This window comes from Actinocorallia libanotica, assembly GCF_039525175.1.
GTDB lineage: Bacteria > Actinomycetota > Actinomycetes > Streptosporangiales > Streptosporangiaceae > Actinocorallia > Actinocorallia libanotica.
Genome location: NZ_BAAAHH010000021.1, coordinates 1 through 26,680, shown reverse-complemented (window position 1 = coordinate 26,680; position 26,680 = coordinate 1). Strand labels below are relative to the sequence as shown.

The window sequence follows — 26,680 nt, the reverse complement described above, 5'->3', positions numbered from 1 at the left end:
CGCTCACCCGTTGGCTGTGCAAGGTGTCATATTGCTTGACATCACGTCAAGAGTCTGAGCAGCGCGTATTCACTACGATCATGCAGAGCGGAACGCGGGCACCGTGCCCTATGCTGACGGCATGGCGACGCTTCGTGAGGCCCAGCGGGAGATGACGCGAAAGCTCCTGCTCGACGCGGGTATCGAGCTGTTCACGACCAAGGGCTACGCGCTGACGAAGGTCGACGACATCGCGTCCGCGGCGGGGACGACGCGGGTGACCTTCTACGCCTACTTCCCCTCCAAGGGCGACCTCATGAAGGCGCTCATCGCCGAGCGGCTCAACGCCGCGCTCGGCCGCGTGCCCTCCGCCGAGCACGGCTCGACCGAGCGCGAGCTGGTGGCCGTGGTCGAGGACGGCTCACGGGAGCGCATCCGCGCCTGGCTCGCCGCGACCTCCGAGCAGTGGGACGAGATCCGCCCCTACACCACGACCGCCTTCGAGGCCGCGGCCGTCGACCCCGAGATCCGCACGCTCTTCGACGAGTGGCTGAACGAGGCCGTCGGCGACATCAAGGACGGCCTCGACCGCGCCGACCGCTTCCCGGCCGGCACCCGCCACTTCCGCAGCGTCATCGCGATGACCGAGCTCGACCACGTCGCCCGCCACTGGACCCCGGGCACCTGGGGCGTCGAGCGCCGGGAGATGCTCGACGTCCTCACCGAGAGCTGGTTCGGCTCCATCGGCCGCCGCTGAGCGCCGCGTGCCGGCCTTCGCGCGTCAGGGCCCGGCCGCGTCGAACAGGAGCCGGCGCAGCCAGGAGATGAAGGAGTGGTCGCCCAGATGCGGGTTCCACACCATGTCGATGCCCAGCCTCCGGATCGGGAAGGGGAACTCCTCGATCCGCAGGTCGACGAACGTCCGCATCTCGGCGGCCACCCGGTAGCGGAGCAGACCGACCCCGCCGGCGCGTCCGACCAGGTAGGGGACGAGCAGGAAGTCGGAGATCAGCTGGCCGACGCGGTAGGGGACACCCCGCTCGTCGAGCACCGAGTACGGGAAGACCCGCTGCTCGGCGTCGACGACGATGTGCGGCTGCGTGGTCAGCAGGTCGAGCGCGCTCGCCTCCGGTGGGGCGTCCGCCGAGGCCACCACCACGATGCGGTCGTCGTACAGGCGCTCCCGCGGGTACGGTGACGCGGACGCCTCGGAGACCAGCACGACGTCGACACCGTGCTCGGTGAAGGTGCCGTCGGTCGGCACGGTGATGGTGCGCAGGCGCAGCGTCGCGTTCGGCGCCCGCTCGGCCACGAGCCGGCCCAGCCGGGCCCCGAGGACGAAGGCCGTGCTGGTGGTCATCGCGACGGTGATGACACGGCGGTCCGTCGCCGGATCGAAGCCGGGGAAGTCGACGATGTCCGCGGCCTGCTGAAGCGTCGCCCGCAGCGGACCGATCAGTTCGAGGGCGCGGGGGGTCAGCGTGGCGCCGCCTCCCTGCCGGACGAGGAGGTCGTCGTCGAAGAGGCGCCGCATGCGGCTCAGCGCGTGGCTCATCGCCGACTGCGTCAGGCCGACGCGCTCGGCCGCCTTCGTCACCGAACGCTCCTCCAGGAGCGCGAGGAGGGGCACGAGCAGGTTGAGGTTGACCGAGGCCAGCCGGTCCAGCCTGGAACCCGCGGCGCCCCCCGCTTCTTCGCTCATCGCGAGGAAACCCTACCCGGCTTCCCCGCTCGCCCGGCGCAGCCGCGGGATCGGGATCCGGTGGTTCAGGGCCGCGGCCGTTCCGGAGCCGTCGCCGTGCGACCAGCGCATCAGCGCCGGGCCGCCGGGCGCCCCCTCGAGGTACGCCGGCTCTCCGTCCACCGGAAGTCGGCCGACGGCCTTGAGGGTGAGCCCGAACTGCTCGGTCCAGAAGTAGGGCTGGAACCGGAGCGGGGGCGCGTCCTCTCCCCGGACGAGCGCGGCCGCGGCCGTCTTCGCCTGCTCGATCGCGCTGCTCCACAGCGGGATGCGGCGCGGACCGCCGGACGTCGGGAAAGCCGCCAGGTCGCCGACGGCCGCGATGCCGGGACGCGCCAGCCCCCGCGCGTCGACCCGGACGGCGCCGTCCCGGCCGGCCAGTCCCGTGCCCGCGAGCCACTCCGTGTTGGGGACGTCGCCGACGGCGGACACCACCAGCCCGGCCTCGACGACGGTGCCCTCGTCCAGAACGACGCGGGTCTCCCCGGCCCGGTCCTCGAGCCGCGCGGAGCCGGTCTCGACGATGGCGAGCCCGCGCTCCAGCGCCGCTTTGACGAAGACGCCGGCCAGGTGGGGTCCCAGCTGCCGGATCAGCGGCACGCCCTGGGAGACGAGGGTGACCCGGCACCCCGAGGCCAGGCAGCCCGACGCGATCTCCATGCCGAGCGGGCCCCCGCCGACCACGACGACCGAGGGCCGTCCGGCGAGGCGCTCGCGCAGGGCGAACGCGTCGTCGAGGCCGCGCAGGGTGAACTCCCCGGGCGCGTCGGACAGCCGGCGCGCCCGGGATCCGGTGGCGAGCACGACACGGTCGTAGGGGAGCTCGGTGCCGTCGTCGAGCCGGACGAGCCGCCGGTCGACGTCGAGGCCGGTCGCACGGACGCCCAGGAGCTCGGCGGCGCCGTGAGTGGGCGGCGCGAGCTCGTGGGACGACAGGTCGTCGCCGTCGAGCAGCAGCGCCTTCGACAGGGCGGGGCGGCTGTACGCCGCGTGCGCCTCGTCGCCGATGACGGTGAGTTCGCCGTCGAAACCGGCACCGCGGAGCGTGTCGGCCGCCGTGAGGCCGGCGATCCCGTTGCCGACGACGACGACCCGCCGGACCGGCGTGCTCATGAGAGCCGCAGGGCCGCGACGGGGCAGACCCGGACGGCGGCGCCGGCCTGCGCGGCGTCGGTGTCGCCGATCTCCTCGCGGTCGAGGACCAGCTCGCCGTCGTCGTCGAGGTGCATCAGTTCGGGCGCGGCCTCCTCGCACAGGCCGTGTCCCTCACAACGCGGACGATCCAGGACGATCTTCATGCCGATGCCACCTCCAGGACGGGCAGTTCTTCGATGCCGCGGGTGATGTTGCCGGGAACGCGGGTCTCCGGGCCGACGACCAGGCGGCCGACGCGGCGGGCCAGCGCGTCGATGACGGCGTGCGCCTCGAGGCGGGCCAGCCCCTGCCCGGCGCAGCCGTGCGGGCCGTACCCGAAGCCGAGGTGGTCGACCGGGTTGCGCTCGACCAGGAACGCGTCGGGGTCCTCGTAGTGGCGCGGGTCGCGGTTGCCCGCGCCGAGCAGGACCGCGACCCGGGAGCCCCGGGGGATCAGGACGCCGTCGACCACCGCGTCCCGTGTCGCGCGGCGTCCCCAGGCGTTGATCGGCGGCCAGTAGCGGAGCACCTCGTTGAACGCGGCCGGCACCAGCGACGGGTTCTCCCGGACCAGCGCGAGCTGGTCGGGATGCGCCGCGAACAGGGCGATGACGTTGCCGAGGGAGGCGATCGTGGTGTCGACGCCGGCGCCGAGGTACTGGTGGATGATGTGGCCCGCCGAGCCGGGCGGGATCTCGCCGCGCGCCTCGGCCTCGAAGACCCCCCGGCCGATGGATCCGGGCGCCAGGTCCTGGGCGGTGACGGCCGAGCACCAGGCGTACAGCTCTCCGGCGATCGGGAAGCTCTCCGCGGTGCGCTGGTTCACGGGGCCGAGGACCTGCATCGCGGCCCGGCCCCAGCGCAGCATGTCGGCGCGCACGTCGCCGGTGAACCCGATGAGGTCGGCGACGACCTCGAGCGGCAGCGCGCGGGCCAGCTCGTCGATGGCCTCGAACGAGCCCTGGGCGACCAGTTCCTCGACGAGGGCGTCGGCCTTGGCGGCGATGCCGTCCTTGAGGCCGCGCAGCGCCCGCGGCGACAGGTTCGCGGTCAGGGCCGCCCGCAGCCGCGTGTGCTCCGGCGGGTCCGAGGCCAGGGAGGTGCCGGCCAGCGCTTCGTTGGCCATCGGATTGAACCCGATGGCCCCCGCGGAGGAGAAGGTCTCCCAGTCGGCCAGGGCGCCGCGGATGAGCTCGTATCTCGTGAGCGCGTAGACGTCGTTCGCGGGAAGGCGCACGACGCCTCCGAGGTCGCGCAGCGCCGCGTACGAGGGATACGGGTCGATGAGGACCGCGTCGTCGAACAGGTCGAGATCGGAGACGGGAGGAGCTGAGCCGGTCATCTGTCACCTCGGGGTGGGGTCGTCAGGCGGGACCCATTGAAGTGACCGCATTCACATTAATCAAACACATAGTTTTCATGACCAAGCATGAATAGCGTGCATGTTCAGCTTGTGGGCGGGCGGTCATCGGCGGCGCCGCATCTCCTGAACGGACGCCGGTGCCGGTCGCCGCGCGGGCGCATCGCGGCGGGTGGGGTACCTTCAAGTTGCTACGACTCTTGTAGTAGTAATGATCGTACCCCCCGGACCAGCGGGCCCGGGGGTCCGGCCCGGGAAACGGCGGGCGACACCAACGAGCGGGGAGACCATGGCGATCACGCTGACCAAGGAAGACGGAGCGGCCGACCTCACCGGCATCACCCACATGTCCGTCGGCGTCGCATGGGACCCCTCGGCGGGCTCCAGCGGCGGGCTCCTGGGCCGGGTCCGGCAGAAGAAAGGCGTCGACCTGGATCTGATCGCGGTCCTCATGCAGGGGTCGGAGCCGGTGCGGTTCGCCGGCCTGGACTCCCTGGACCCGCTCGGCAACGGCTCGGTGAAGCACACCGGTGACGAGCAGACCGGCGCGGCCGAGGGCGACGACGAGACCGTCCACGTCACCTTCGCCGACGTCCCCGCCGGGATCACCTCCATCGTGTTCATCGCCGCCGCGTTCAAGCGGGGCAGCTCCTTCGACAAGGCCAACAACGTCTCGTTCAAGGTCTACGACGCCACGGGCGGTTCCAGCACGCAGGTGGCCGACATCTGGCCGTCCCTGCTCGGCGCCGACAACGCCAACGCCATCTGCCGCGCCTTCCGCAACGGCGACACCTGGCAGCTGGAGGTCCTCAACCGCACCGGCAAGATCAAGCAGGGCGACCGCCAGGGCCTGATCCGCTTCGCCGTGCAGTGAGAGCCGCGGGCCGGGCCCTTCAGCCCGCCGCCAGGTGCGCGACCACGTCCGAGGCCGGCATGGGTCTCGACCGGCTCCAGGAGGTTCCGGCCCACAGGTGCAGTACGTCGGCGTTCCCCTGTTCCGCGGCGGCCCGCCGCAGGGGAGACGTCAGGTGGTGGACCTGCGGGTAGGCGGCGGGTGCCCGGTCGGAGTACTCCCGTAGGAATCTGTTGACCAGGCCGCGTGCCGGGCGGCCCGTGAAGGCCCTGGTCATGGCGGTGCCGGTGAAGCGGGGGTCGGCCAGCGCCGCGCGGTGGACGGCGCCGGTACCGCTTTCGGGGCAGAGCAGGAAGGCGGTGCCCGCCATGGCCGCGACCGCTCCCGCCGACAGGACCCGGGAGGCGTCGGCGGCCGAGGCGATGCCACCGGCCGCGATGAGGGGGAGCCGCGACACCTCGCGCACCTGCGCCAGCAGGCCGTCCAGGGCGATTCCCGGACGGTCCGTGTTGGTGAACGAGCCTCGGTGGCCGCCCGCCTCGTCCCCCTGGACGCACAACGCGTCGGCCGCCTCGGCGTGCCGCGCCTCCTCCGCTGAGGTCACGGTGACCACCACGGCGGCACCCTTGCGGCGGAAGGCCTCGATGAGGCCGGTCTCCGGGCAGCCGAACGTGAACCCGACCACTGCCGGAGGATCCGCGAGGAGGTTTTCGACCTTGGCGGTGAAGTCGTCGTCACCTCCGCGCGGGGTGCCGACCGCGACGCCGAGCCGGCGCGCCTCGCCCCCGAGGGCTTCCGCGTAGGCGTCGAGCTCCGCCTGATCGGCCTCGTCGGCTGTGGGCATGAACACGTTCACCCCGAACGGCCGGGACGTGAGCTCACGCGTCCGCGCGATCTCGTCCCGCATCCGCGCGGCCGTCTTGTAGCCCGCCGCGAGGAACCCCAGCCCTCGGGCCTCCGACACGGCCGAGACCAGCTCGGGCGTGGCCGCTCCTCCCGCCATCGGAGCCTGCACCACCGGGAGTCCCGGCAGCCACGGCAACGGATCGCGCACCCGTCCTCCCTCCGACGCCTTCGTGATCAGCCTATGCCGGGGCTCGGGCCGAGGTGGATCCCAGGCCCTGGTCACGGGCGTCGGCGGCAGGCGGTCGTAAGGTCGGAGGATGGGGGGAGAACCGCGGGGGCCGGTGATCGGTCTGGTGCTGCATCCGACCAGGCCGGTGGGCGGGTCGGTCGCCACGGTCGTCGCGGCCGCGCGCGAGCGCTCCGCCCGGGTGCTGGCGCGCGAGGCCGACCGGGACCGGGTGCTGGCCGGCGTCGAGGTCGTGCCGGACGAGCGGTTCGCGGCCGAGGTGGACGGCCTCATCGCCCTGGGCGGGGACGGCACGATCCTGGGCGCGATGCGGCTGGTGGCCGACCGCGTCGTTCCCGTTCTCGGGGTCAACCACGGCAATCTGGGCTTCCTCGCCGAGGTGCATCCGGCCGAGCTGCCCTCGGCGCTGGCGCGGCTGGCCGCGGGCGACTTCACGATCGAGTGGCACGCGGCCCTGCAGGTGAGCGCGGACGGCGCGGCGCTGGGGATGCGGTCGGGGTTCAACGACGTGGTGCTGGGACGGGCGTCCCGCGGCGGCGCGGTCTCCCTCGACCTGACCATCAACGGCCTGCGCTACGGCTACTACCGGGCCGACGCCGTGGTCGTGGCGACGCCGACGGGCTCCACCGCCTACAACCACGCGGCCGGGGGGCCGGTCCTGTCGCCCTCCTCCTCCGCCCTGGTCATCACGCCGGTCGCGCCCATGTCCGGGATCGGCCGGTCGGTCGTGCTCGGCGCGGCGGACCGGGTCCGCCTGGACGTCGCGGCGGACAGCGCGCCCATCAACGTCGACGTCGACGGCACGCCGGCCGGTGAACTGGGCCGCGGCGACCGGCTGACCGCCACGATGCGCCCCGAGGCCGGGCAGGTCGTACGGCTCTCGGGCGGGGAGCACGCCAGCCGCAGCCGGGTCAAGCTCAGCCTGCTCGACCTCCCCCTGCGCCCGGACCAGCTGCTGGAGCTGGTCCCGCCCGAGCTCCGCCGCGACGCCGAGGCCGCGGCCGGCCACATCCAGGCCCTCGACCGTCCCGAAGGCCCGGCGTCCGGCCCCTGACCCCCCGCCCCGGACCGCGAAAGACGACCGCGGATCCACCGGGCCGGTGGAGGACCGTCGTCACGCTCTGTTAATCTCCGATCATGACACCCGGTAGTCGCGCGAACACTCGGAGGGATCTCCCCTTCGGGTGGTTCGGGCTGGCGGTGCTGACGATCCTCGTCGGCCTGCACATGGTGTCGTGCGTGCCGGGTCTCCACGAGTCCGCTCCGAGCGGCGGCGGGCACCATCTGTCGGTGCCCGCGCATCTGGACCTTCTCGGCGCGGTCGCGGACTGCGGGACGGACCGGACGGCCTTCGCCGGTTCGTCGGCCGTACGCGAGGCCGCCGGCCATGGCGGTGACGGGCATCGGCACGCGTCGTGCCCGGAGGACGGTGAGCTGGGGCTGCTCGACGGCGGCATCCGCTCGCCGAGCGGAGCGGCCCTGGCCGTGGTACCGGCCGTGGTGTCGCCGGACGCGGCCGAGGCGGGGCGCGAGACGGCGGGCGGCCGTGGTTCCCCACCGGCGGAGAAGCTGCCCGCGGGGCACTGGATCCGGCATCGCCTGCGGGGAGCGACGCTGCCCGCCGCGCTGGGCGTCTCCCGGACGTAGGCCGGCCCGACGAGGCGGGTGCGCCACCGGCGGAGCTCTCCGCGCGGTGCCGCTGACACCTGCCCGGAAGCCGACCTTTCGTTCCCGCTGATACGGCGCACCGGCAGGTGCCCGGTCAGCCGTGCCTGGAGAAACCCGTGACGAAGACGACGAAGGACTTCCCGAACCCGCCGGTCATGCCCTTGCCGGGGCGGGCGGGCAACACGATGCTGCCGGGACTGGTGGGCCGCACGCCGGTGCTGCCGGTTCCGGACCTGCTCGGCGGCGGCCGCCGGTTCTGGGCCAAGCTGGAGGGCTGCAATCCCGGCGGCATCAAGGACCGGCCCGCCCTGCACATGATCGACCGTGCGCGCCGGAACGGCGGGCTGGCGGAGGGCGCGCCGGTCGTCGAGTCGACCAGCGGCACGCTCGGCCTCGGGCTGGCGCTGGCCGGGCAGGTGTTCGGCCATCCGGTGGTGCTGGTGGCCGATCCGGGTCTGGAGCCGATGATGCGGCGGCTGCTGTGCGCCTACGGGGCGCGCCTGGAGCTGGTGGACGCGCCGCACCCGTCCGGCGGATGGCAGGAGGCCCGCCGTCAGCGGGTGGCCGAGCTCATGACCGGGCTGCCCGGCGCGTACTGCCCCGACCAGTACAACAATCCCGACAACGTCGCCGCCTACAGCGGCCTGGCGCGCGAGCTGCTGGAGCGGTTCCCGCGGATCGACGCGCTGGTGTGCGCGGTGGGCACCGGAGGCCACAGCGCGGGCGTCGGCCGCGTGCTGCGCGAGTACCTGCCGGGCCTGCGGGTCGTCGGGGTGGACTCGGTCGGCTCCACCATCTTCGGCCAGCCCGCCAGGCCCAGGCTGATGCGCGGGCTGGGCTCCAGCATCCATCCCCGCAACGTCGCCTACGACCTGTTCGACGAGGTGCACTGGGTCAACGCCGCCGAGGCGGTGTGGGCGTGCCGCCGCCTGGCCGCCGCGCAACTGGTCAGCGGCGGCTGGAGCGTCGGCGCGGTCGCGCTGGCGGCCTCCTGGACCGCGGCGCGCCTGCCCGCCGACGCCTGCGTGGTCGCGGTCTTCCCCGACGGGCCGTGGCGGTACTGGGACACCGTCTACGACGACGACTACTGCCTGAACAACGGCCTTCTGGGCGGACCCGCCCCGGGCGCCCCCGCGGAGATCGCCCATCCCGGCGAACGCGAGGTGGTCTCCTGGACCCGCTGCCGGACCGTCGCCGACCCGATCGCCCGCACGCACACCGGGGAGGGCGGACGATGAGGGGCTCCATCGGGTCCTTCGGCCGCCCGGCCCAGGTGCTGTTCGTCAACCAGGCCGGGATCAACCTCGGCTTCTACATGCTCATGCCCTACCTGGCCGACCACTTGGCCCACGGCGCAGGCCTGGCCCTGTGGCTGGTCGGCCTCGTCCTGGGCGTGCGCAACCTCAGCCAGCAGGGCATGTTCCTCATCGGCGGCACGCTGGCCGACCGCCTCGGCTACAAACCCATGATCATGCTCGGGTGCGGGCTGCGCGTCGTGGCCTTCGGCCTGTTCGCCTTCTCCACCGCGGTGCCCGCCCTGATCGCCGCCTCCGCGCTCACCGGTTTCGCCGGCGCCCTGTTCAACCCCGCGGCCCGCGCCTACCTCGCCCACGCCGAAGCCGACCGGCGGGTGGAGGCGTTCGCGGTGTTCAACGTCTTCTACCAGGCGGGCATCCTGCTCGGCCCGCTGCTCGGGCTGGTGTTGCTGCAGGCCGACTTCCGCGCGGTGTGCCTGGGCGCCGCGGCGGTGTTCGCGCTCCTGACAGTCCTACAGGCACGCCACCTTCCCGCGCGGGCCGGAGCGGAGAGCGGGACGGAGCGGCCCGTGCTGACCGACTGGCGCGAGGCCTTCACCAACCGGCCGTTCCTGGCGTTCTCCGCCGCGATGATCGCCTCCTACGGCCTGTCGTTCCAGATCTACCTGGGGCTGCCGCTGGAGGTCCGCCGCCTGACCGGCGACCAGACCTGGACCGTCGTCCTGTTCGCCGTCACCGCGCTGGCGGGCATCGCCGGGCAGACCCGCCTCACCGCCTGGTGCGGGGCCCGCCACACCCCGGGCCAGGCCATGGCGCGCGGCCTGGCCCTCATGGGCGGTGCCTTCGTCCCGCTGGTGTTCGCCGACCGCCTGCCGGGCCTCGCAGCGCCCCTGGCGGCACTGCTGGTGTGCGCGGTCCTGCTGACGGCGGGGACGATGATGGTCTTCCCCTTCGAGATGGCCACCATCGCGGCGCTCTCCGGAGGCCGCCTCATCGGCACCTACTACGGCGTCCACAACCTGCTGTCCGGGCTGGGCATCCTCACCGCCAACCTGCTCACCGGCGCGGCCTTGGACACCGCCCGAGACCTCCGGTTCCCCGGCCTTCCCTGGCTGCTCCTGACCGCCATCGGCCTGGCGTCGGCCGGGGCGCTCACCGCGCTGGACCGCCGGGGACGGCTCGCCGGCCCCGCGCCGCTCCGGGAGGAGGCGGACGCCGGGGCCGGCCGCGCCGAGGGGCGCCCCGCGGACGGGGCGGGGCGGGAGGTTCAGGGGCGGCGGGTGAGGTAGCCGCCCATGGTCTTGAAGAACTCGGTGGCCGGAAGGTCGGTGCCGTCCTCGGTGCGGATCCGTTCGATGACCAGGCCGCGGCTGCGGCCGCGGCGGGCTTCGGCGCCGGCGACGATGACGATGCCGTCGCCTTCGCGGATGAAGACGCGGCCGGGGGTGCCGCCGTAGACGCCCTGGGAGACGGAGGCCTTCAGGACGCGGACGCGTTCGCCCCTGTAGTGGGTGAAGGCGTTGGGGTAGGGGTCGGACTGGGCGCGCACGAGGCGTTCGATCTCCTCGGCGGTCCAGGTCCAGTCGATGTCGCCGTCCTCGACGGAGCGCTTGTGGAAGAAGCTGGCCCTGGTGCGGTCCTGGGGCGTCCAGTCGGTGCGGCCGGAGGCGATGAGGCCCAGGGCCTCGGTGACGATGGGGGCGATGAGGTCGACGGTGCGGTGGAAGAGGTCGGTGGCGGTGTCGTGCGGGCCGACGGGGATGGCGCGCTGCACCACGATGTCCCCGGCGTCGAGGTCGGCGTTCATCATGTGGGCGGTGACGCCGACCTCGTCCTCGCCGTTGATGAGCGCCCAGATGAGCGGGGAGAAGCCGGCGTAGGCCGGAAGCAGCGAGTCGTGCACGTTGAGGATGCCGTGCCGTGGAAGGGCGAGGATCTCCGGCGGGATCCAGGTGCGCCAGTTGTTGGCGACGATGAGGTCGGGTTCGGCCTCTTTGAGGGCGAGCAGGAGGTCGTCGTCGGGGCGGTTGCGCAGGAGGACCGGGACGCCGTGGTCCCGGGCCAGGTCGGCCACGGAGTCGTTCCAGATCTTCTCGTAGGCGTGGTCGCTCCGGGGGTGGGTGACGGCCAGGACCACCTCGTGTCCGGAGTCCAGGAGGGCCTGGAGGGTGCGGTGTCCCCAGGTCTGGTAGCCGAGCATCACGACGCGCATCAGCGCTCTCCTTGTGAGGGGGGAGGAGAAAGGGCTACGCTCATTCAATTAGGTGAGCCTAACCTAAGTTCTGCTTTGGCTCCAGTCCCGGATCGCGAGAGGACGACGCATGGAGAAGACTTCCGCAGAATTCGGGCCGGCCGGCGAGCCCGGCACCGACGGGTTCTGGGCGGCGGCGTCGGGACCCGTGTCGGTTCCTTCCGGAGACGGAGGCTGGAAGACCCTGTTCACATGGCGCGGGTCCCCGGCGAGCCTCGTCTTCGAGAGCCGCCCGGAGCCGCTGCCCCTGCGCCGGTGGGGCGACACGGACTGCTGGTACGCCGAGGTGGCCATGCCCGTGCGGATGCGGGCGACCTACTGGTTCCTCGCGGACGGCGCCGCGTACGCCGACCCGTTCAACCCGGTGGGCGCTGGCGGCGACCGGTCCGTCTTCGCGACGCCCGACCTCCCCGCCCAGCCGCACTGGCCCTCCGTCGGAGCCGACGACGTCCTGCCCCTCCCGCCCACCCGGATCCGCTGGGCCGGTGGACGGCTCGGCGGGCGGCGCACCGTGCGGGTCCACCCGGCGGGCGGCGGCGGGCCGGTGGTCCTGCTGCTCGACGGCGACGACTGGCTGTACCTGCACCCGGCGGCGGACGCGTTCGACTCGGCCGTCGCCCGGGGCGAGATGCCCCCCGCCACGCTCGTCTTCCTGCCCGCCAAGGACAGGGAGGCCGAGTTCGGGTGCGGGCGGGAGCTGTGGGAGGCGGTCCGGGACGAGCTGCTGCCGCTGCTGGCCGGAAGCGGCGTGCCCGCCGACCTGGGCCGGCTGGTGGTCGCCGGGCAGAGCCTCGGCGGACTGAGCGCGATGTACGCGGCGCTGGAGTTCCCCGGGCTGGTCCGCGGCATCGCCTGCCAGTCCGCCTCGTTCTGGTGGTCGCCCGGCGCCGCGGGCTCGGCGGACCCGCTGGGCGGCCCGCCCGGCGGCGTCATCGCCGAGCGCCTGCGCGAACGCCCCGACCTGTCCGGCCTGCGCGCCGCCTTCGACGTGGGGGAGCACGAGACGCGGATGCTGCCGCACTGCGAGCCGGTCGAGACCCTGGCCGCGCAGGCCGGGGCGGCCGTGCGGGTCTCCCGGTCGCCCTCGGGCCACGACCGGGCGGGCTGGCGGCACGCCCTGCTCGCGGACGTCGCCTGGGTGCTCGGCGGGGCGGTCCCCGATCACCGGGCCACGGCCAGGCAGTAGTCCTCGTCGGCGGTGAGGAGGCCGCGGTGGGTGCCCTCGGCGGCGACGACGCCGTCGTCCAGGACGAGGACGCGGTCGGCGGCGTCCAGGAGGGCCGGGCTGCCGGTGATGACCAGGGTGGTGCGGCCCCGGCGGAGCTCGGCCACGTTGCGCGCGATGAGCTGCTCGGTGACCGCGTCGACGGCCGTCGTCGGGTCGTGCAGGACCAGGATGTCGGTGTCGGCGGCGAGGGCGCGGGCCAGGGACAGCCGCTGGCGCTGTCCGCCGGAGAGGTTCGCGCCGCGGTCGCGGACGCCGTGGTCGAGTCCTTCGCGGTGGAGGGCGACGACATCGGTCAGCAGGGACGCCTCGACGGCCTCGGCGACCTTCCGGCCGGTCCCCGAAGGGTCGATGTTCGTGCGCAGCGTGCCCGCGAAGATCTCCCCGTCGTAGGGGTTGACCAGCATGTGCGCGCGCAGGTCGGTGACGGACAGCTCCGCCGCCTCCACCCCGCCGACCCGCACCACGCCCTCATACGCGCCGGGCGGCACGCGCATGGCGAGGACCGCCGCGAGGTCGGCGGCCGCACGCGGCTGATAGGCGGCGATCGCCACGAACTCGCCCGCGGACACGTGGAACTTCAGCCCGCGCAGCTCCCCGTACCGGACGCCGTCGACCTCGAGGCCGCCTCCCGCGGACGGCTGCTCCCGCCCCGGTTCCATCACCGGCGGCGCGGCCAGCACCAGAGCCATCCGTTCGGCCGACGCGCGCGCGATCATCACGTACTTCGGCATCTCGGAGAACAGCCGCAGCGGCTCCATGATGAACTGCGCCAGCCCCACGGCCATGACGAGCGCGCCGATGGTGATGCGGCCGTCGAACGCCAGCCAGCCCGCCGTCAGGGTCACGGCGGCGGCCAGCACCGCGTTGAGGGCCAGCGCGGCGCCCGCGTACGCGCCGCCCACCTTGGCGACGGTGAACGCCTGGCGTTTGGCCTCGGTGCTGACCCCCCGGTAGGACAGGAACGCCGCGTGGTTGCCGCCGAAGCCGTGCAGCGGCCGCAGGCCGCCGATCAGGTCGGCGACCTTCGCGCCCGCCCGCGCCACCCGCGCCTGCTGCTCCCGCGTGCTGGCGCCGATGCGCCTGGACAGCACGCTCAGGACCGACAGGATCGCCACGGTCCCCGCGATCACCAGCAGGCCGAGCCGGAGGTCGGCCATGCCCAGCGCGACCGCGGCGACCAGCACCGCGACCAGCGAGCTGACCAGCATCGGGATCACCTCGACGATGTCGGCGGTCTGGTCGGCGTCCTCGGTGGCGATGGTCAGGACCTCACCGGACTTCAGGCCGGTGTCCCGGTCCACCGGCTGCAGCCCGCAGGCCGCCACCCGCACCCGCCAGCGGTGCGCCTCGGTCGTGTTGGCCTTCTGCAGGATGCGCATCCCGAACCGCCACGAGAACGACACCGTCGTGATGATCACGGCCAGCGCGGCGATCGACAGGCCCAGCGCGCCGAGGCCGCGGTCCTGCATGGTGTGCTCGACGATCAGGCCGAGCGCGATGGGGAAGGCGGTCTCGCCCGCCTGGTACATGCCCATGAGGACGGTGCCCGCGGCCATGGCGCCCTTGTTGCGCCGTACCGCGGTCCACAGGATGCCGGACCCGGTGCGGGTCCTCAGCTCGTCAGGAGTGCTCATCGAGGTGGCGTGCAATCGCTTCCGGGGTGCGCAGGGCGAACAGGTCGCGGACGGTGACCACGGGTCCGTACGCGCGGCGGAGCAGCCCGACGAGCCGCACCGCCAGCATGGAATGGCCCCCCAGGGCCGTGAAGTCGCTCACCGCGCTCACTTCGTCATCCTCCAGGTCCAGTGCTTCGGCGAAGTATTCGCACACCGCGGTCTCGGTCTCGGTCGCCGGGCCGCGTTCGTCCGGTGTGGTCAGCGCGCCCAGCGGCCTGGCCTCGGGCAGCGCTGCGGTGTCGGCCTTCCCGTTCACCGTGAGCGGGATCGCGTCGACACGGGCGTAGTGCGCGGGGCGCAGATGCTCCGGCAGCCCGGCGCACACCTCGGCGGCGACCGCCGCGAGGTCGGCGCCGTCCAGCACGAGATGGGCGGCGAGCAGGTGCGCGCCGTCCATGCGCGGATCGGGCCGGGCGGCCACGGCGGCGAACCGCACCGCCGGATGCGCGGCGAACGCGGCCTCGACCTCGCCAGGCTCGACCCGGTGCCCCCGGATCTTGACCTGCCGGTCGGTGCGGCCCAGGTACACCAGGTTCCCGTCGGGTCGCCGGGTCACGAGGTCGCCGGTGCGGTACATGCGCTCGCCGGGCGCGCCGAACGGGCACGCGACGAACCGGTGCGCGGTCTGGGCGGGCTGCCCGAGGTAGCCGCGCGCGATGCCGACGCCCGCCACGTACAGCTCACCGGGCACCCCGTCCGGGACGGGCCGCAGCCACGGGTCCAGGACGTACACGTCGGTGTTGTCGATCGCCACGCCCACCACCGGGTCCTGGCATTCGAAGGTGCCGACGCCCAGGGTGTTGATGGTGTACTCGGTGGGCCCGTACAGGTTGTAGCCGACCGTCCCCTCGGTCTCGGCGAGCCGCCGCCACAGCGCAGGGGTGACCGCCTCGCCGCCCAGCAGCACCAGCGCGGGCCGCCGCGCCGGGTCGTCGAGCAGTCCTTCGGCCACCAGCTGCTGCGCGTAGGTGGGCGTCACGTTGATGACGTCGATCCCGTGCTCGCGGCAGTACTCGACCAGCCGGGGCGCGTCGCGGCGCAGCTCCTCGTCGCAGATGTGCACCTCGTGGCCGTCGGCGAGCCACAGCAGCTCCTCCCACGACATGTCGAACGCGAACGACACGGTGTGCGCGATCCGGAAGACCCGGTGGCCGTGCTCGGCCAGCACCGGCTCGAAGATCCGGCGCCGGTGGTTGACGAGCATGTTGGTGAGCCCGGCGTACTCGGTCACCACGCCCTTGGGCTTCCCGGTCGAACCGGAGGTGTAGATCGTGTACGCGGGGTGCCGCAGCCGGTCCGGGTCCTGTGGCGCGAACGTCGTGAACGGCTCGGCCTCGGGCAGCGGACGGTCGAGTTCGATCAGGTCGCCGCTCAGCCGGGGGGAGACGGCGCTCACGGTGAGGACGACGTCCGGGCGGGCGTCCGCGACGATCGCGGCGATCCGCTCGTCCGGATGGTCCAGCTCCAGCGGCACGTAGGCGGCGCCGGTGCGCAGCACGGCGAACAGCGCCACGATCGAGTCGAGGGAGCGGGGGATCGCCAGTCCCACGGTCTTCTCCGGGCCGATGCCGCGCCGGGCGAGCACACCCGCCACCGCGCGGCTGCGCTCCCGGAGCCCGGCGAACGTCAGGGTCCGGCCGTGGGCGACGAGCGCGATCCGCCGCGGGGTGCGCTCGGCCGCCCGGTCGAACCGGTCGACGACCGTGTCCGTGCCGATGTCCGTGCGCCCGGCGCCGCGGGGCTCGGGCCCGGGGCCCGGCAGCGCGCCCACCGGCCCGTCGGACCGGGCCAGGTCGTCGAGCACGCGCAGGTAGCCGTCCAGGAGGCGGCGGGCCCGCCCGGTGTCGCCGTCGCGGTACTCCAGCTTGACGGTGAGCCGGTCGCCGGGCGTCACGACCCAGGTGAACGGGTAGTGCGTGGAGTCGTCGGCCAGCACCGAGGTGATGCCGTGCCTGGCGTTCATCTCGGCGAACGCCTCCAGGTCCAGGAAGTTCTGGAGCACGAAGAGGTTGTCGAACAGGGTGTCGTGCCCGCCCGCCCGCTGGATCTCGCCGAGCCCCAGGTGTTCGTGCCCCATCGCTGCGACCCTGGCCTCCTGCACGGCTGACAGATACTCCCGTACCGTGCCATCCGGCCGCGGCCGTGTCCACACGGGCACGGTGTTGAGCAGCACGCCGACGATGCCGGCCAGGTCCTCGCCCTCGCGGCCGGAGACGGTCACGCCGAACACGGCGTCGCCGCGGCCGGTGTGCGCGCCCAGCAGCAGGCCGAACGCCCCGGTCAGCACCGCGTTCAGTGTGACGCCGTGCGTCCGGGCCGCCTCCCGCAGCAGTTCCGAGCGCTCGGCGGACAGCGTGCGCGTGAGCGTGAGCGGCAGGTCGTCCGAGAGCGTCGGCGCCGGTCCGGCGAGCAGCGTCGGACCCGGCAGTCCGGCCAGGTGCTCGGCCCAGAAGCGTTCCGACGCGGCGGAGTCCCTGGCGGCGAGCTCCCTGGCGTGGTCCTCGAAGCTCGGTGCGGCGGGGGCCGGGTCCAGTCTGCGGCCCGAGAGGAGGGCCTGGTAGGCGTCGAACAGGTCGCGCAGCACGATCTCGCGCGACCAGCCGTCCCACAGCAGGAGGTGGTAGCTCAGCAGCAGGCCGTCGCGGCCGCCGGGGCGGCGCACGATGGTCAGCCGGATCAGCGGCGGTTCCTCCGTGTCGAATCCCGTGTCCCGGTCGCGGACGCGCAGGGCTTCGACCTCCGCGTCCGTCGGCAGTTCGACCGTGCGGACGCCGACCCGCCGGCCCGCTCGCAGCACCTGGACCGGATCTCCGTCCGCGTCGGTGGTGAAACCGGCGCCCACGACCGGATGCCGCGCGATCACGTACGCCATCGCGGCGGCCAGGGCGTCGGCGTCCAGCCGCCGGTCGAAGTCGAAGTAGCTCTGGGCGACGTACTGCCCGGCCGTGCCCGCCAGCTGGGCCTGGAAGAACAGGCCGCGCTGGAGCGGGGTGACCGGCGCCGTCCGCTCGGCCGTCGCGGCGGCCTCCGCGATGTGCTCCAGCGCGCGCCGCCAGTGCTCGGTGAGCTCGTCGGGGACGTCCTCGGCGAGGGTGAAGGCCGCGCGCAGGCTTGCGGTGGCCGCGTCGATCCACGCGTTGACCTCGACGGCGTATGAGCCGTCCTGCTCGCCGCCGGTGATGTGCAGCGCCTGGGACTCGCTGCCCCGGCCGAGGTAGTTGAACAACACCTGCGGCCGTGCGGTCAGCAGCGGGGCCGTCTGCGGATTGAGGTAGCGGAGCTGTCCGTAGGCGACGTGTCCGCGTTCGTCCGGCTGGCGTTCGGCGAGCTCGCGTGCCGCCGCGACGGGGTCGGTGTGCGCGGTGAGCCGCACGGGTGCGATGGAGGTGAACCAGCCGACCGTGCGGGTGTAGTCGTGGTGTTCGAGCGCCGGGACCCGGCCGTGCCGCTCCAGCTCGATCGCCAGGTCGGTGGGTGAGGGTTGGATGTGCGTCAGCGCGCTGCGCAGCGCGCCGCACAGCAGTTCGGTGAGGCCGACGCCGAGAGCGGTGGGCGCGGTGCGCACCACGTGGTCGGTCGCATCGGGCGCGAGGTCCACGACGATCTCGCGCAGGTTCCCGATCGCGGGGACGAGGGCGGGCGCCTGGAGCGTGGTGATCCAGTGCCCGAGGCCGTCGATCGCGTGGACGGCTCCGGCGGTCAGCGCGTCGGCGTACTCGGCATAGGACGTGGTCGGCGGGGCCGGGGGATCCCCGCGCAGAGCGGCGGCCAGGTCGTCCAGCAGGATCAGCCAGGACACCGCGTCGACGGCGAGGTGGTGCACGGTGACCACCAGGGTCCGGCTCGCCGCCAGCCACGAGAACGCGATCACCTCCCCGGATTCGGGGTCGAGCCGCCCGGCCGCCTCGTTCGCCGCGGCCGTCGCGTCGTCCGCGTCCGCGGGGACGACGGTGACCTCGCGGACGGGCTCGGTGCGCAGGGTCCACACCCCGTGCTCGGCGCGCAGCCGCAGCCGGAGGGCCGGATGCGCGGCCACGACGGCGTTCGCGGCGCGCTCGATCTCGGCGAATCCGATGCCTTCGGCCACCGCGAGCGTCCGGGCCTGGGCGAACCGGGCGAGAGAGCCGCCCAGCTCCCGCCGGCGCAGGATGATCGGCGTCGGTGGCAGCGGACCGTCCTCACGGACGACGGGCGCCGCGATCCGCGGCGCGCTCGCTCCCAGGTGCCCGGCGAGCGCCTGCGGCGTCCGGAACAGGAACACGTCCCGGGGGGTGATCGTCAGGCCGCGTGCCCGAGCCCGGTTGATCAGGGAGATGGCGACGATGCTGTCGCCTCCGGCTCTGAAGAAGTCGGTGCCGCCGTCCACCGCGACGCCGGGCAACGTCTCGGCGAAGAGATCGACCAGCGCGGTGAGAGCGGAGCCGTCCGCGGCGACCGGAGCGGCGTCGTCCGGGGAAGCCTCGTCCAGGGAAGCGGCGCGCTCGGCCAGGGCCCTGCGGTCCAGCTTGCCGTTGACGGTCAGCGGCAGGGCTTCGACCGCGAGCACCCGGCCCGGCACCATGTGCGCGGGCAGCTTCGCCGCCAGGAGATCGGCGAGGCCGCCGGGTACGCGGCCCACGATGTGCGCGACCAGGTGGTCGCCGCCGTCGGCCACGGTGACGGCGGCGTCGACCACGCCGTCGAGCGACCTGATCGCCGACTCGACCTCGCCGAGCTCGACGCGGAAGCCCTTGAGCTGGATCTGGTCGTCGGCGCGGCCGACGAACTCCAGCTCGCCTTCCAGTGTGCGGCGGGCCAGGTCGCCCGTGTGGTACATGCGGGAGCCGTCGCCCGCGAACGGGTCCGCCACGAACCGGCCCGCGGTGAGCCCCGGCCTGTCCAGGTAGCCGAGCGACACCTGGTCGCCCGCGACGTAGATGGCTCCCACCCGGCCCGGCGGCACCGGACGGAGCCGGTCGTCGAGCAGGTAGGCGGTCAGGCCGGGGAGCGGACCGCCGATCGGGCTGGCGCCGTCGCCGAAGGCGAAGTCCGCGTCGGTCAGCACCCGGTGCGTGACGTGGACGGTGGTCTCGGTGATGCCGTACATGTTGACCAGCTCGGGCGTGGCGGTGCCGTGCCGCTCGACCCAGCCGCGCAGCCGCCCGAGGTCGAGCGCCTCGCCGCCGAAGACGATCCGGCGCAGCGCGGGGAGCGGCTCGCCGACGTGCCGGTCGGCCTCGATGAACCGGTAGAACGCCGACGGCGTCTGGTTGAGCACCGTCACTCCGCGTTCGCGGACCAGCCGGTGGAAGTCGAGCGGCGAGCGGGTCAGCCCGTACTCCGGCACCAGCAGCTCACCGCCGTGCGCCAGCGCGCCCCACAACTCCCACACGGCGAAGTCGAACGAGGCGGAGTGGAACTGCACCCACACGTCGTGCGGGCCGAAGTCCATGCCGTACCGGGTGTTGGCGAGCAGCGTCACCACGCTGGAGTGCGGGACGACGACGCCCTTGGGCCTGCCGGTCGAGCCGGACGTGTAGATCACGTACGCCGGGTCGTGCCAGCCGGCTTCGGCGGTCCCGCCCGGGGCCGCCTCCGGCGGCTCGTCCCCCTGCACGAGCACGCGGGCCGGCACGCCCGCCTCGGCCGCCAGCCGCGTGAAGCGTTCCCGCTGCTCCCGGTCCACGAGGACGACCTGCGGGGCGGCGTCGGCGAGGACGTATGCCAGCCGCTCGTCCGGATACGCCGGATCCAGCGGCACGTACGCGCCGCCCGCGGTGACGATGGCGACCAGGGCGACGACCTGCTCGAGGGATCGCGGCACGGTGACGGCGACCCGCCGGCCCGGCCCGACACCGGCGGCGCGCAGCGCCGAGGCCAGCTCGTTCTTGGCCTCGGCCAGCTCGCCGTAGGTCAGCGACCGGGCGCCGCCGTCGAGACCGCACTGGGTGACGGCGGTGGCGGCCGGGTCGCGTTCCGCGGCGGCGTCGAACAATCCGCTCAAGGTCGTCCGGGTGACGGGCGCGGGGCGACGGTGGCCGGATGCCAGTTCGGCGACCGGGTCGTCCGGCCGGGTGAGCAGGCCGGTCAGCGTCTGGAGGAAGGTGCGCAGGATCGCCCGCGCGCCCGCTTCCCGCAGGACCGCTTCGTCGTAGATCAGGTTGAAGCGCGGACGGCCGTCGGGCGTGCGCTCCGCCACCAGCGTCAGCGGATAGTGCGGGGCGCCTTCGTTCACGATGCCGGTGACCACGATCTCGTCGCCGGGCCTGCGCAGGCCTTCGACGTCGGTGGCGACGTCGAAGACCACCAGGGTGTCGAACAGGGTGCCGCCGCCGGCCTGGCGGCCGATCCGGGCCAGCGAGACGTGCTGGTGCGGCAGCACCTCGCTCTGGTGCCGGTGCACCGAGGCGAGCAGCTCGCGCGCCGTGGTGGCGCGGCCCCACCGGGCGCGCACGGGGATCGTGTTGATGAACAACCCCACCATGTCCTTGATGCCGGGCACGTCCGCGTCGCGTCCGGACACCGTGGAGCCGAACACCACGTCCTCGCCGTGCAGGACGCCGCCCAGCGTCACCGCCCACGCGCCGTGCACGGCGACGCTCAGCGGCACGCCCGCCGCCCGGACGGCGGCGTCGAGGTCGACGTCCGGCTCCGCGGCGGTGTCGGCGAACCGGTCGGACGGGAGGTGTCCCTCGGCGACCAGCGAGGGGCCGGGCAGCCCGGCGAGCCGTTCGCGCCACACCCGGTCGCTCTCGGCGTCGTCGCGCGCGGCGAGCCGGCGCGCGTGGTCGGCGAAGCCTCCGCGCGGGTACAGGCTTCCCGGCGCGTGGTACTCGGCCAGCAGCGCGCGCAGCATCGGCGGCACCGACCAGCCGTCGGCGATGATGTGGTGCACGGTCTGCACCAGCACGCTCCGGCCGGACCCGGCGCGGATGAGCGTGTACCGCATCAGGGGCCCGGCGGCCAGGTCGAAACCGGCGCGGCGGTCCCGTTCGGCGTACGCGCGGATCTCCTCGTCGGTGATTCCGGGCCGGTCCAGCGTGGTGAACGGAGCCGTCACCCCGCTCTCCAGCACCGAGACCACGCGGCCGTCGGCCAGGGCCGTGAACCGCGCGGCCAGGTTCGGGTACAGCGTGAGCAGCCGGGTGGCCGCCGCCGCCAGCCGGCCGGCGTCCACTTCGCCGTCCAGCGAGAGGAGCTGCTGCTCGACGTAGCCGCCCGCCGCCTCGCCGTCGAAGACCGAGTGGAAGTACAGGCCCTCCTGCAGCGGGGTCAGCGGCAGGATGTCCCGCAGTTCCGGGCCGTCCAAGGCGTCAACGTCGGACTGTGCGAGGACCAGGGGGCTGAAGTCGCCGGGGGAGTGGCCGCCTTCTTCGAGCGCGGCCAGTCCCGTCAGGGCCGTCTGGAGGTATCCCCCGAACGCCGCGATGTCCGCGTCGGTGAACATCCCGTCCGGCCACGAGAGGGTGGTGACCAGCTCGTACTCGCCGCTCGCGCCGGGTTCGGCGATGGCGTTGAGCTCCAGGGCGCGCGGCAGGCGCATCCTCGGGTCGCGCTTCTCGCCCAGCTGCCCCGTGGCGCCCGCGAGCCTCCAGTCCTCGGACGAGCCCGCCTCGTAGCGGCCCAGGTAGTTGAACAGCACCTGCGGGACCGGTGCGTCGAAGCGGGCACCGGCCAGGTGGCGCAGGACGCCGTAGGACAGGCCGTTGCTCGGCACCCGGGCGAGGTCCTCCTTGACCGCCTTGAGCGCGGCGGCCAGGTAGGCGGGATCGGTGAAGTCGGCGGTCGCGCCGGGGTTCACGACGACCGGGAACAGGGTGGTGAACCAGCCCACGGTCCGCGACAGCTCCGGTTCGAAACCCGCGGCGTCCGCCACCAACCGCCCTTCGCGGCCGTGTCCTTCGAGTTCGATGTGCGCGAACGTCTGGTCCTGGCCGAGGTCGCGGCGCCACCGGGCGAGGGCGACGGCGAGCGCGGTCAGCAGCACGTCGTTGACGCCCGCGTGGAACTTCGCGGGGATCTCGCCCAGCAGGGCCGCGGTGGCCTCGGGACCGACCGGGACGGTCCGGGTTCTCTCCCGCGCGACGGTGTCGGCCTCGGACAGCGGACGTCTGCCCACCGGCCCGTCGGCCCCCGGAAGCGGACGCCGGAAGTAGCCGAGGTCGGCGTCGAACGCCGCGCGTTCCAGCAGCTGCGTCCAGCGCCGGAACGACGTGCCCGCCGGGGGAAGCGCGATCGGCTCGCCCGAGGCGAGCCGCCGCCACGCCGCGGCCAGGTCCTCCATCAGGACCCGCCAGGAGACGCCGTCGATCACCACGTGGTGGACGGCCACGACCAGGTGCCGCGCCTCCCGCCGCCAGACGGCGCGCAGCATCACGCCGCCGTCCGGATCCAGCCCCTCGGCGGCGAGCGCCACGCACTCCTCGAGCGGCCGGTCGCTCTCCTGCCATCCCGCTACGGCCCCGTCCGCCTCGGGTACGTCGAAGCCCCAGCGTTCACCGCGCACCAGCCGGGCGCGCAGCATGTCGTGCCGCTCGACCAGGGCGGTGAGCAGCACGTCGAGGGCCTCGGCGGTCAGGTCCGCCGGGGTGTTCAGCACGACCGACTGCACGAAGCCGTCGATCGCGTCCGTGGTCTCGCCGAGCCACCGCACGATGGGCGAACCCGTGACGGGTCCGGTCGCCACGTCCTCGCGGTCCGCGGCCAGGGCGCCCTGGCGGCTCGCCACCGCCGCCAGGGCGCCCACGGTGTCGCTGGTGAAGATCTGCGTCGCCGTGACGTGCAGGCCCGCGTCGCGCAGCGCGCTCAGCAGCGAGATCGCCAGAATGCTGTCCCCGCCGAGCGTGAAGAAGTTCTGGTCGACGCCGACCTCGTCCAGCCGCAGCACGGCCGCGACCGCCTCGCACACCGCGCGTTCGTCCTCGGTGGCGGGCGGGACGGATCCGCCCGCCTCGACCACCGGCTCCGGCAGCGCGCGCCGGTCCAGCTTGCCGTTGGGGGTGAGCGGGAACTCCGCCATCACCACGATGTGCGCGGGCACCATGTACTCGACCATGTGCTCGGCGGCCCACGCCTTGACCTCGTCCGGCCGCAGGTCCGCGCTCCCGGCGACCGGGATCACGTACCCCACCAGGTAGGTGCCGCCCGCGGTGTTCTTCTTGGCGACGACGCAGGTGTGCCGCACCCGCGGATGCTCCGCGAGGCCGGCCTCCACGTCCTCGATCTCCAGCCGCATGCCGCGGATCTTGATCTGGTTGTCGGCGCGGCCGAGGAAGTCCAGGGTCCCGTCCGGGGCGTACCGGGCGAGGTCGCCGGTCCGGTAGAGCCGGGAGCCGTCCCCGGCGAAGGGGTTCGCCACGAAGCGGGACGCCGTCAGGCCGGGCGCGTTGACATAGCCGCGGCCCAGGAGGAACCCGCCCACGTACAGCTCGCCGCCGACGCCGACCGGAACCGGGCGCAGCTCCTCGTCCAGCACGTACAGCTGGGTGTTGGGGTTGGCGCGGCCGATCGACGTCGACAGGCGCTCGGCCGCGCCCCGGTAGATGACGTGCGAGACGCCGATCGTCGTCTCGGCCGGGCCGTACCCGTGGTACAGGGGGATGTCGAGCCGGGCGCGGAAGCGTTCGTAGAGTTCGGGGGTCAGCACCTCGCCGCCGCACCACACGTGCCGCAGGCTGTCCAGCCGCCCGGAGCCGCCCGCCATCTCCAGGAGCACGTCCAGCATGGACGACACCAGGTAGGCGAAGGTGACGCGCTGACCGGCGATCACGTCCAGCAGGTGGTGCGGGTCGCGTTCGCCGCCGGGCCGCAGGACCACCAGCCTGCCGCCGCACACCAGCGGCAGGAAGATCTCGTTGATGGAGATGTCGAACGACAGCGGCGCCTTGAACAGCGACGCGTCGTCGTGGCCGAAGCCCAGGATCTCCCGGACCTGCCACAGCAGGCGCTCGCTGATCGCCTCGTGCCGGATCATCGCGCCCTTGGGCCGCCCGGTCGAACCCGACGTGAAGATGACGTACGCCAGGGAGGCGCCGGGCAGGACGACGCCGGTCTCCTCGGCGGAGTACGCGCCGAACCGCCAGCCGTCGAGGTCGACGGCCACGGCCTCCGGTTCGCCGGCGTCGTGGTCTCCGGAGGCGTTGAGCTGCAGCACGACGCGGGCGTCGTCGATGACGACCGCGCGGCGCGCGGCGGGCCACTGCGGCTCGAGCGGCACGAACGCGCATCCCGCCTGGAGCACGCCGAGCAGGCCGATCACCATCTCGGCGGAGCGGCCCAGCGAGATGCCGACGACCTGCTCGGCGGTGAGCCCGCGTTCGATCAGGTGGCGGGCCAGCTGGTTGGAGAGTGCGGCGGCCTCGCGGTAGGTCAGCGACCGGCGTTCGTCGACGATGGCGACGGCGTCCGGCCGGGCCCGCGCCTGCTCGCGGAACAGCTCCACGATGCTCGGGCGGTCGCGTTCGACCGCGTTGTCGTTCCACGCGGCCAGGGCGGCGAGCCGCTCGGCCGTGCCGGCCGGGCCGATGGTGGCCACGGGCCGGTCCGGGAAGTCGGCGAGGTCGTCCAATGCGAGCTGTGCTTCGGCCCGCGCGACGCCCTCGGGGAGGGCGATGCTCCGGCCGTCCGCGCCGACCTCCCAGCCGCCGGGTCCGCCTCCGCCGTGGGCGGTCCAGGCGAGGACGTCGGTGAACAGGGTGTCGGGGGCGAGGCGGAGGCCGTCGGGGCCGCGGCCCGCCGCCCAGTACGCCAGCCCGATGGCGCAGGCTTCGGTGATGGTCCGGTCGGAGTGTGCGCCGCCGGTGCGCCGGCGGACGCCGGCCAGCCGTGCGGGGGAGAGGGATACGAGACGAACGTGTGATTCCGTCATCGAGGACTCAGCCGTCCCTTCAGGTGGCGAAGGTTAGCCTAACCTAAATTAGCCTCGCCTAACTACCCTCTCGCCAAGCGCGCCACAATTGCGCGTACCGGCCGCCCAGCGCCACCAGCTCCTCGTGCGTTCCCTCTTCCACGATCCGTCCCGCGTCCAGCACGGCGATGCGGTCCGCCGCCATCGCCTGGGTCAGCCGGTGCGCCACGAACAGCGTGGTGCGGCCCCGGCACGCAGCCAGCACCGCCCGTTCCAGTTCGGCGGCGCCCTGGCTGCCGGCCTCCGCGGTCGACTCGTCCAGCACCACCACCGGCGACCGGCGCAGCACCAGCCGGGCCAGGGCGACCTGTGCGGCCTTGGTGCCGTCCAGGCGCTCGCCGCCCTCGCCGACCGCGGTGTCCAGCCCGTCGGGCAGCGCCGCGACCCACAGGTCGGCGCCGACGGTGCGCAGCGCCTCCAGCAGCTCGGCGTCGCTCGCCTCCGGCGCGGCCAGCCGCAGGTCGTCGGCGAGCGAGCCGGAGAACACGTGCGTCTCCTGCGTCAGGATGCTCACCAGGGACCGCGTCCCGGCCTCGTCCAGGCCGGCGAGATCGGTCGACCCGATGCGCACCGTTCCGGCCTGCGGCCTGCCGATGCCCGCGATCAGCGCGGCCAGCGTCGTCTTGCCCGCGCCCGTCGCCCCCACCAGCGCGAGCGAACCGCCCGCCGGGATCGCCAGGTCGATGTCCCGCAGGACCGGCTCCTCGGAGCCGGGGTAGCCGAACGTCAGCCCCCGCACCGACACCGCGTACGGTCCGGCGTCCGCCGGCGCGCCGCCCACCAGCCGGTCCTCCGCGGCCTCGTCCAGCACGCCGACCAGCCGGGTCAGGCTCGCGCCCGACTTCTGCGCCTCGTCGAAGGTGAACATGATGGCGCCCAGCGGCGTGAACAGCCGGTGGAACAGCAGCGGGGCCGCCGCCACCTCGCCCAGGGTGGCGCCGCCGGTCTCCAGCAGGGCGTAACCCACCACGATGATGAGGACCAGCCCGATGAACTCGGCGCGGTTCTCCCTGCCGACGAACCGGCCGAAGAACCGGAAGACCTCGATGCCCAGATCGCGCACCCGCCACGACTCGGCGGTGACCTTCTCGCGGAAGGCGTCCTCCAGGCGGTAGGCGCGGACCGTGTCGATCCCGTTCAGGCCGCTGATCAGCGCCTGCGCGCGGTCGGCCTGCGCCTCCCGCTGCCTCCGGTAGAGCGGGGCGGACCGGGGGAGGTACCAGCGCAGGGCCAGGGCGTAGGCGGGCAGCGCGCCGGCGCCCGCCAGGCCGAGCCGCCAGTCCAGCCCGAACATGCCGGCCGTGGCGATGACGACCAGCACCCCCGCCGAGAAGACCGTGGGCACGGCGGTCCGGATGCCCTTGGAGATCACGGCCACGTCGTCGCCGACCCGGGAGAGCACGTCGCCCCGGCCGACCTGCTCGATCCGCGCGCTCGGCATGCCCAGCACCGCCCGGACCGCGCCCTCGCGCAGTTCGGCGAGCAGGTCCGCGCCGAGCCGCTCGATGAGGTACGTCGACGCCGCGACGGCCGCCGCGCCGAGCAGCGCGGCGGCC

The 26,680-nt window shown here is 73.7% G+C and carries 16 protein-coding genes; 7 read left to right on the top strand and 9 right to left on the bottom strand.

Going from position 1 to position 26,680, the window contains the following annotated elements; translation table 11 throughout:
* Nucleotides 1-121: 121 nt before the first annotated feature.
* Nucleotides 122-736, top strand: coding sequence for a TetR/AcrR family transcriptional regulator (locus tag ABD140_RS23495; protein WP_344243102.1), 615 nt, complete (start codon nt 122-124; stop codon nt 734-736).
* Between the two features lie 24 nt (nt 737-760).
* Here ABD140_RS23495 and ABD140_RS23490 read toward each other — a convergent pair whose 3' ends face one another.
* From ABD140_RS23490 to ABD140_RS23475, 4 genes are read right to left on the bottom strand one after another with little or no spacing between them, the layout of a single operon-like run.
* Nucleotides 761-1,681 (bottom strand): LysR family transcriptional regulator, encoded by a 921-nt coding sequence (locus tag ABD140_RS23490; RefSeq protein ID WP_344243101.1) that lies wholly within the window; start codon nt 1,679-1,681, stop codon nt 761-763.
* A 12-nt stretch (nt 1,682-1,693) separates the two neighbouring features.
* Complete coding sequence (locus tag ABD140_RS23485) at nt 1,694-2,833, bottom strand: NAD(P)/FAD-dependent oxidoreductase (protein WP_344243100.1); 1,140 nt, start codon at nt 2,831-2,833, stop codon at nt 1,694-1,696.
* Nucleotides 2,830-3,018 (bottom strand): ferredoxin, encoded by a 189-nt coding sequence (locus ABD140_RS23480; RefSeq protein WP_344243099.1) that lies wholly within the window; start codon nt 3,016-3,018, stop codon nt 2,830-2,832. The genes ABD140_RS23485 and ABD140_RS23480 overlap by 4 nt, the downstream gene beginning before the upstream one ends.
* Nucleotides 3,015-4,196 (bottom strand): cytochrome P450, encoded by a 1,182-nt coding sequence (locus ABD140_RS23475; RefSeq protein WP_344243098.1) that lies wholly within the window; start codon nt 4,194-4,196, stop codon nt 3,015-3,017. The genes ABD140_RS23480 and ABD140_RS23475 overlap by 4 nt, the downstream gene beginning before the upstream one ends.
* Before the next feature lie 307 nt (nt 4,197-4,503).
* Here ABD140_RS23475 and ABD140_RS23470 point away from each other — a divergent pair, with 307 nt between their 5' ends.
* On the top strand, nt 4,504-5,088 hold the full coding sequence (locus ABD140_RS23470; protein WP_344243097.1) for a TerD family protein: 585 nt from the start codon (nt 4,504-4,506) through the stop codon (nt 5,086-5,088).
* A gap of 19 nt (nt 5,089-5,107) precedes the next feature.
* On the opposite strand, the gene ABD140_RS23465 is transcribed toward ABD140_RS23470, so the two are convergent.
* Nucleotides 5,108-6,121 (bottom strand): nitronate monooxygenase, encoded by a 1,014-nt coding sequence (locus ABD140_RS23465; protein WP_344243096.1) that lies wholly within the window; start codon nt 6,119-6,121, stop codon nt 5,108-5,110.
* Between the two features lie 109 nt (nt 6,122-6,230).
* On the opposite strand from ABD140_RS23465, the gene ABD140_RS23460 reads away from it, so the two are divergent.
* From ABD140_RS23460 to ABD140_RS23445, 4 genes are all read left to right on the top strand, one after another.
* Nucleotides 6,231-7,214 (top strand): NAD(+)/NADH kinase, encoded by a 984-nt coding sequence (locus tag ABD140_RS23460; RefSeq protein WP_344243095.1) that lies wholly within the window; start codon nt 6,231-6,233, stop codon nt 7,212-7,214.
* Between the two features lie 83 nt (nt 7,215-7,297).
* Nucleotides 7,298-7,807, top strand: a complete 510-nt coding sequence (locus ABD140_RS23455; RefSeq protein WP_344243094.1) for a hypothetical protein — start codon at nt 7,298-7,300, stop codon at nt 7,805-7,807.
* Between the two features lie 137 nt (nt 7,808-7,944).
* Complete coding sequence (locus ABD140_RS23450) at nt 7,945-9,066, top strand: PLP-dependent cysteine synthase family protein (protein WP_344243093.1); 1,122 nt, start codon at nt 7,945-7,947, stop codon at nt 9,064-9,066.
* Nucleotides 9,063-10,373, top strand: coding sequence for an MFS transporter (locus tag ABD140_RS23445; RefSeq protein WP_344243092.1), 1,311 nt, complete (start codon nt 9,063-9,065; stop codon nt 10,371-10,373). Before ABD140_RS23450 ends, ABD140_RS23445 begins: the two co-directional genes overlap by 4 nt.
* Here the strand turns inward: ABD140_RS23445 and ABD140_RS23440 are convergent.
* A complete protein-coding gene (locus ABD140_RS23440) occupies nt 10,352-11,296 on the bottom strand; it encodes a methionyl-tRNA formyltransferase (RefSeq protein ID WP_344243091.1) in 945 nt (314 codons plus the stop codon). The genes ABD140_RS23445 and ABD140_RS23440 overlap by 22 nt on opposite strands.
* Before the next feature lie 109 nt (nt 11,297-11,405).
* On the opposite strand from ABD140_RS23440, the gene ABD140_RS23435 reads away from it, so the two are divergent.
* Nucleotides 11,406-12,521, top strand: a complete 1,116-nt coding sequence (locus ABD140_RS23435) for an alpha/beta hydrolase-fold protein (RefSeq protein WP_344243090.1) — start codon at nt 11,406-11,408, stop codon at nt 12,519-12,521.
* Here ABD140_RS23435 and ABD140_RS23430 read toward each other — a convergent pair.
* The 3 genes from ABD140_RS23430 to ABD140_RS23420 form a co-directional block, all read right to left on the bottom strand.
* The gene (locus ABD140_RS23430) at nt 12,497-14,197 is read right to left on the bottom strand and encodes an ABC transporter ATP-binding protein (RefSeq protein WP_344243089.1); all 1,701 of its coding nucleotides are present in this window, start codon (nt 14,195-14,197) and stop codon (nt 12,497-12,499) included. The two genes, ABD140_RS23435 and ABD140_RS23430, sit on opposite strands and share 25 nt — an antisense overlap.
* Entirely contained in the window at nt 14,184-25,085 is a 10,902-nt protein-coding gene (locus ABD140_RS23425; protein WP_344243088.1) for a non-ribosomal peptide synthetase, read from the bottom strand. Before ABD140_RS23425 ends, ABD140_RS23430 begins: the two co-directional genes overlap by 14 nt.
* Before the next feature lie 58 nt (nt 25,086-25,143).
* A partial coding sequence (locus ABD140_RS23420; protein ID WP_344243087.1) for an ABC transporter ATP-binding protein occupies nt 25,144-26,680 on the bottom strand: 1,537 nt, incomplete at its 5' end.